Source organism: uncultured Thermus sp., from assembly GCF_938010445.1.
Classification (GTDB): Bacteria; Deinococcota; Deinococci; order Deinococcales; family Thermaceae; genus Thermus; species Thermus altitudinis.
This window is the reverse complement of the sequence record NZ_CALLUR010000076.1, coordinates 1-5,735: the sequence shown is the minus strand read 5'-3', so window position 1 is coordinate 5,735 and position 5,735 is coordinate 1. Positions and strand designations below refer to the sequence as shown.

At 66.0% G+C, this 5,735-nt stretch carries 7 protein-coding genes; all 7 read right to left on the bottom strand.

The annotated features are described in order from the left end of the window. Positions 1-1,341: phenylacetic acid degradation bifunctional protein PaaZ (paaZ, locus tag Q0693_RS04550; protein ID WP_298629551.1), on the bottom strand; the 1,341-nt coding region annotated here is incomplete at its 3' end. A gap of 58 nt (positions 1,342-1,399) precedes the next feature. Then, positions 1,400-1,855 carry a 1,2-phenylacetyl-CoA epoxidase subunit PaaD gene (paaD, locus tag Q0693_RS04545; RefSeq protein WP_243030464.1) on the bottom strand — a complete coding sequence of 152 codons (456 nt, stop codon included), beginning with the start codon at positions 1,853-1,855 and terminating at the stop codon, positions 1,400-1,402. Continuing rightward, entirely contained in the window at positions 1,849-2,607 is a 759-nt protein-coding gene (gene paaC / locus Q0693_RS04540) for a 1,2-phenylacetyl-CoA epoxidase subunit PaaC (RefSeq protein ID WP_298629550.1), read from the bottom strand. Before paaC ends, paaD begins: the two co-directional genes overlap by 7 nt. Next, positions 2,600-3,118: a phenylacetic acid degradation protein gene (locus Q0693_RS04535; RefSeq protein ID WP_243030462.1), complete on the bottom strand. Its 519-nt coding sequence runs from the start codon at positions 3,116-3,118 to the stop codon at positions 2,600-2,602. The genes paaC and Q0693_RS04535 overlap by 8 nt, the downstream gene beginning before the upstream one ends. A gap of 9 nt (positions 3,119-3,127) precedes the next feature. After that, entirely contained in the window at positions 3,128-4,099 is a 972-nt protein-coding gene (gene paaA / locus Q0693_RS04530) for a 1,2-phenylacetyl-CoA epoxidase subunit PaaA (RefSeq protein ID WP_298629549.1), read from the bottom strand. Continuing rightward, the gene (locus Q0693_RS04525; protein WP_298629548.1) at positions 4,086-4,676 is read right to left on the bottom strand and encodes a TetR/AcrR family transcriptional regulator; all 591 of its coding nucleotides are present in this window, start codon (positions 4,674-4,676) and stop codon (positions 4,086-4,088) included. The genes paaA and Q0693_RS04525 overlap by 14 nt, the downstream gene beginning before the upstream one ends. Before the next feature lie 127 nt (positions 4,677-4,803). Next, positions 4,804-5,718, bottom strand: a complete 915-nt coding sequence (locus tag Q0693_RS04520; protein ID WP_298629547.1) for a tyrosine-type recombinase/integrase — start codon at positions 5,716-5,718, stop codon at positions 4,804-4,806. Positions 5,719-5,735 lie beyond the last annotated feature (17 nt).

The following is a 5,735-nucleotide window of genomic DNA, read 5'->3' as shown; positions in this document are numbered from 1 at the left end:
GATGTGCAGCCTTCCCACCTCTCCCGCTAGCCCTTGGAGGTAAAAGCGGGCCTCCTCGAGGTCCGGGGTGGCCACGGTGGCCACCAGCATGCCTCCCGCCATGCGGGCAAGGCGCAAGGCCTCTTCCCGGTCCCGGTAGGGGAAGAAGGTGGCCACGGGTCCGAAGGGCTCCACCTGGTGAAGGATTTCCGCCCAGGGATCCTCCGCCAGGAGTAGGGTTGGAGGGAAGAAGGCCCCATCCCGCCTTCCCGGGTGCCGCCAGTACACCCTGGCTCCCCCGTGCACCAGGGCCTCCACCGCCTTTTCCACCTCCGCCTTTTGCTCCAAGGAGGCTAAGGGGCCCAGGTCCACGCCCTCCTCCCTGGGGTCGCCCAGCTTGAGGCCCTCCAGGTGCCTGTGGGTGGCCTCGAGGAGGGCTTCCAGCCGCCCCTCGGGTACCAGTACCCGCCGGATGGCCGTGCACCGCTGCCCCACCTTGATGGAAAGCTCCTGGGCGATCTCCTGAGCCAGCCTGGCCAGCTCCTCTTCTCCGGCCTCCTCCCCCAGGATGGCGGCGTTTAAGGAGTCGGTTTCCGCATTCAGGTGGACCCCCCGTTCAAGGAAGGCGGGGTGGCGCCTAAGGAGGTCGGCCGTGGCCTTGGAGCCGGTAAAGTAGACGCTATCCCGATGGCCCAGGGCGTCCAGGGCCTCGCCCAGGCTTCCCGCCAGGAACTGCAGGCTCCCTTCGGGCAACACCCCGGACTCCAGCATGAGCCGCACCAGCCCTTCGGCCACGTGGGCGGTGGGGGTGGCCGCCTTGGCCAGGGTGGGCACCCCGGCCAAGAAGGCCGGCGCAAACTTCTCCAAAAGGCCCCAGACGGGGAAGTTGAAGGCATTGATCTGCACGGTGATCCCCCCCTTGGGCCCGAGAAGGTGACGCCCCTGGAAGGAAAGGTCCCGGCTTAAGGGGATGGGGTCTTCCTCCAGCAGGAAGTGGCCTTCAGGGAGGTTCCGGGCTAAGGAGCTATAGGCGTAAAGGACCCCGATCCCCCCATCCACGTCGTACCAGGCATCCCGCCTGGTGCCCCCGGTGGTGGCGTAAAGCCGGTAGAGCTCCTCCTTCCGCTCGCCCAGGTACTGGGCCAAGGCGCGAAGCCTTCTGCCCCTTTCCGGGAAATCCAAGGCCAGGAGGGCCTTTCCTCCCACTTCCCTCCCCCAGGCCACCGCCTCCTTAAGGGGCAGCCCTTGGGCGGTGACATGGGCCAGCACCTCCCCCGTGGCGGCATCCCGCACCGGTACCCCTTCCCCCTGGCCTACCCGCCACTCTCCCATGAGGTAACTTCTGACCTTTTCTCCCGGCACCGGCATCCTCCTAAAAGGCCTCCGGACCCCCTAGGAAAGGGTCCAGAGGCGCTGGGTCTCAGACGGTCTTGAAGGCTTCAAACACTTCCCCGCAAGCGGCACACTGGAAAAGCATCTTGCACAAGGTGGCCCCAAAGGGGTTTTTCAGCTCCACCTGCAGGCTCCCGCACCGCGGGCAGGGGGGGTTGGCCTCCGCCATGGATAGGGGCATGGGCGGAGCCACCCCATAGCCCAGGAGCTTGGCCTTGGCCTCCTGGGTCATGTCCTCGGTGCTCCAGGGGGTTTTGGCCTCCACCACCTCCACCTCCTGGGCCCCCGCTTCCCGCAGGGCCTTTTCCATCTCCTGGCGGATGAGCCTGAGGGCGGGGCAGCCGGAGAAGGTGGGGCGGAAGCGGACCCTAACCCTTTCCCCTTCCGCCTCCACGGAGAGGACCATCCCCATCTCCACGATGTTGAGGACGGGGATCTCCGGATCCTTAACCCCCTTTAGGGCTTCCCAGTACCGCTCTACCATGCCTTGGCCTCCGGGTCCCAGCGGGCTACGGACTGCATCTCCGCCAGGAGGGACCAAAGGTACTCCGTGTGCTCCTGACGGCTTTTGGGCACGTACCCACCCTGAGGAGGTCTGAGCCCTACCCTCTCCAGCCTGGCCCCCACCTCCTCTAGATAAGGGGCCTCCAAGGCGCGCAGGTCTGGCAGGATACCCACCTCCACCAAGGCCTCGTCCGTGGGCAGGAGTTGGAAGAGCTGGCGAACATAGGGGAAGAGGGTGTCCAAGGCCTCCTGGGCCCGGCGGTGGGATTCCTCGGTACCCTGGCCTAACCTTTCCAGCCAAAGGGAGCTGTGCCTAAGGTGGAACTTCTCCTCCTTTAGGATGCGGCCTGCCGCCTCGGCTAAGGGAGGATAGGCGCTTTTGGTGGCCTCTTTGAGCCAGAGGTTCTCGTAGGCGTCAAAGAGGTACTGGCGCACCATGGTAAAGGCCCAGTCCCCCTTGGGAAGCTCCACCAAGACGGCGTTTTGGTACTCCAGGGGATCGCGGAAGAACACCAGGCGGTCGGGGTCGGAGCCGTCCAGCTCCTGCCGGAGTTCCAGCCAGACCTTGGCGTGGCCCAGCTCGTCCTGGGCCAGATTGGCGATGGCGATGTCCTCCTCGAGGATGGGGGCATGCCCCACCCACTCGGAAAGCCTTTGGGCCAAGACCACCTCGTCGTCGGCCCAGGCGGTAAGCCGGGCCACCAGGGCTTCCTTGAGGTAGGGGTCAAGCATCCTCCACCCCCTTGGCGGTGATCAGACCGTAGTAGCTTTGCAAACGGTACCGCTTATCCTTGGCGGGGGCGAACCAGCTCTCCACCACCTCCTCCGTGGGCTCCGTGCCCACCACCAGCCGTTCCGGCACCGCCCAGAAGGCCACCCCTTGGGCCTGGAGGAGGGCTTGGGCGATGGCGTCCTCCGGTCCTTGGGCCAGGAAGCGGCCCACCAGGTCCCCGTAGACCATGCTCCGGCGGTGGCTGCGCTTGGCGAAAACCCAGTAGGCCTCCTCGGGCCCGCCTTCCCTTCGGGGCGCCAGGTCCTTTAGACCTTCTTGGGAAACGTGGAAAAAGGCCTCAGCGGGGGCCACAAAAAGGGCGTAGGCCGCAGGGCGCCGCACGAAGACGTGCCGGGCCACCAAGAGGGCATGCTCGGGGTCGGCGGCGTGCACCGAGCCCACCATCTGCGGGGGGCTATGCTGGGTGTCCTGCTTGATCACCTCAAACCGGGGCCACTCGGTTCCCCACATGCCCCCCTCCTAATCGGCCGCCTGGGCCAGTTGCCGCTGGGCGTAGGCCTCGAGGGCCTCCCGCACCCAACGCCCTTCCTCGTGGGCCCTCCTGCGGGCCATCAGCCGCTGCCGGTTCATGGGACCCTCCCCGTTGATGACCTTCCAGAACTCATCCCAGGGAATGGGCCCATGGATCCAGTTCCCCGTCTTCTCGTCGTAGCGCAGATGGGGATCGGGGATCCTCAGGCCCGCCTCCAAAAGCTCCGGCACGTGCTCGTTCAAGAACTCCTGGCGCACCTGGTCGTTGGTCTTGGTCTTGATGCCCCAGCGCAGCAAAAGCGGCGTGTGGGGGGAGTCGGTGTCGTGGGGCCCGGCCATCATCAAGGTGGGCCACCACCAGCGGTTTAGGGCATCCTGGACCATCTGGCGCTGCTTCCTGGAACCCTTGGCGTAGAGGAGAACCGCCTCCTTGCCCTGCTTGTGGTGGAAGGTTTCCTCGGCGCAGATGCGCACCATGGCCCGGGAATAGGGCCCGTAGGAGCACTGGGCCAGCATGGTCTGGTTCTTGATGGCCATCCCGTCCACCAGCCAGCCGATGATGCCCACGTCCGCCCAGGTCAGGGTGGGGTAGTTGAAGATGTTGGAGTACTTGGCCTTGCCGGAGAGGAGGGCCGCCACCATCTCCTCCCGGGTGATCCCCAGGGTTTCCGCGGCGTGGTAGAGGTACTGGCCGTGCCCGGCTTCGTCCTGGACCTTGGCCAGCAGGATGAGCTTCCGCCGGATGGAAGGAGCCCGGGGGATCCAGGCGCCTTCAGGAAGCATCCCCACCCATTCGCTATGGGCGTGCTGGGAGATCATGCGGATGAGCTGGCGCCGGTACTCCGCGGGCATCCAGTCCCCGGGCTCAATCTTCTCCCCCCGGGCGATGCGGGCCTCAAACTCCGCAAGCCGCTCCCCGTAGTCGGGGTCCTCCGGATAACCGATCCTAAGCTTCACCATCCTGGTCTCCTCCCTTTGCCTGGTCCATACCGAGAGCCCCCAGGAGGAGGGCGGCGTAGGCTTGGGAAAGCTCCTCCAAGGACAGGGGCCCCTCGGGCCGGTACCACTGGTAGGTCCAGTTAAGGGCGGAAAGGGCAAACAGGGTGGCCAGGCGCACGCTGGGCACGCGGAACACCCCTTGCTCCACCCCTTCCTGGATGATCCTTTGCACGCCTTCCTCGTACTTCCGACGCAGGGCCTTGGCCTCCTCCAACAGGGGAGGGGAGAGGTGCTTCCACTCGTGGAAGAAGACCGTGGCCCGGGGGAGTTCCTGGGCGATGACCTCCAGGTGGCCGCGCACCAAGCCCCTAAGCTTGGCCACCGGATCCCCCTCCAGGGAATCCAGGACCGCTAAAAACCGCTCTGCCGCACGGCGCACCACCTCTATGAGGAGCTCCTCCTTGGAGGCGATGTGGGCGTAGAGGCTTCCCCCCTGGAGGTTCAGCTCCCTGGCCAGGTCCCGCATGCTGGTGGCGTGGTAACCCCGCTGGCTGAAGAGGTGGCCGGCTACGGTGAGGATTTGCTCGCGTCGTTCCATGGCGAACGGTCGTTTGTTAGGTTAGCACACCCAGGCAAAAGGGACAAGTGTCCCGCATCACCTTTGCGGGATGAAGGCTGGCGTCCGGCCAGCCCGCCGCTGGCGGCCGTCTGGGCCTGGGCCGGGCCTAGAGCTCGGGGAGCCTCGAGGCGGCTTCCCTCAGCCGTTCCCGAGAGGCGTGCAGGTAAATCTGGGTGGTGGCGATGGACTCGTGGCCCAGGAGGTCCTTGACCGCATCCAGCTCCACGCCGTTTTCCACCAGTAAGGTGGCATAGGCGTGGCGGAGCTTGTGGGGGGTGAAGCGCCTGGGGTCCAGACCCGCCCGCAGGGCCGCCTCGCGGAACCTGGCCTCCACATACCGGGCCGAGGGCACCCGGCCCTTGTGCCGGCCCTGGGAGAAAGTGAAAAGAGGCACATTCCCCGGGGGTGGGCCCAGTTCCAGGAGTACCTCCCGGGCGGTTTTGGAAAGGGGCACGAGCCTTTCCTTGTTGCCCTTGCCCACCACCCGGATGGCCACGGGGTGGCGGCCTTCCAGAAGGATGTTGCGCCCCTTTAGGGAAAGGGCTTCAGAGATGCGCAGGCCGGTGCCGTAAAGGAACCGGGCCAGAAGGCTTAGGAGCCGGGCTTCCTTTTCCCCTTGGAAGGCCTCGAGGAAACGCCTCAGTTCCTCGGGGCTGGGATGCAGAGGAAGCCGGCGGCCGGCCTTGGGCCGGCCGATGCCCTCCGTGGGGTCCGACACCGCCTCGCCCCGCACCTGGGACAGGTAGCGGTAGTAGCTGCGCAAGGCGGCCAAAAACCCCTGCACCCGCCTCGGGGCCCAGCGTTCCTTTAGGAGCAGGGCCCGCACCGCCTCGGGGCCTGGGGGCAGGTTTTCCGCCTCGAGGAAGCGGAACCAAAAGGCCAGATCCTGGAGGTACCGGCGCACCCCCCGGGGGGAATAGCCCCTTTCCAAAAGGAGGTATTCCGCATAGGGGGCCAGGCCTTGTAGGGCCTTATCGGCCCGTTTAATGCCTAGGGTTTTCCAAATAAGGGCTTGCGCCACGGGGCGATTATATCACA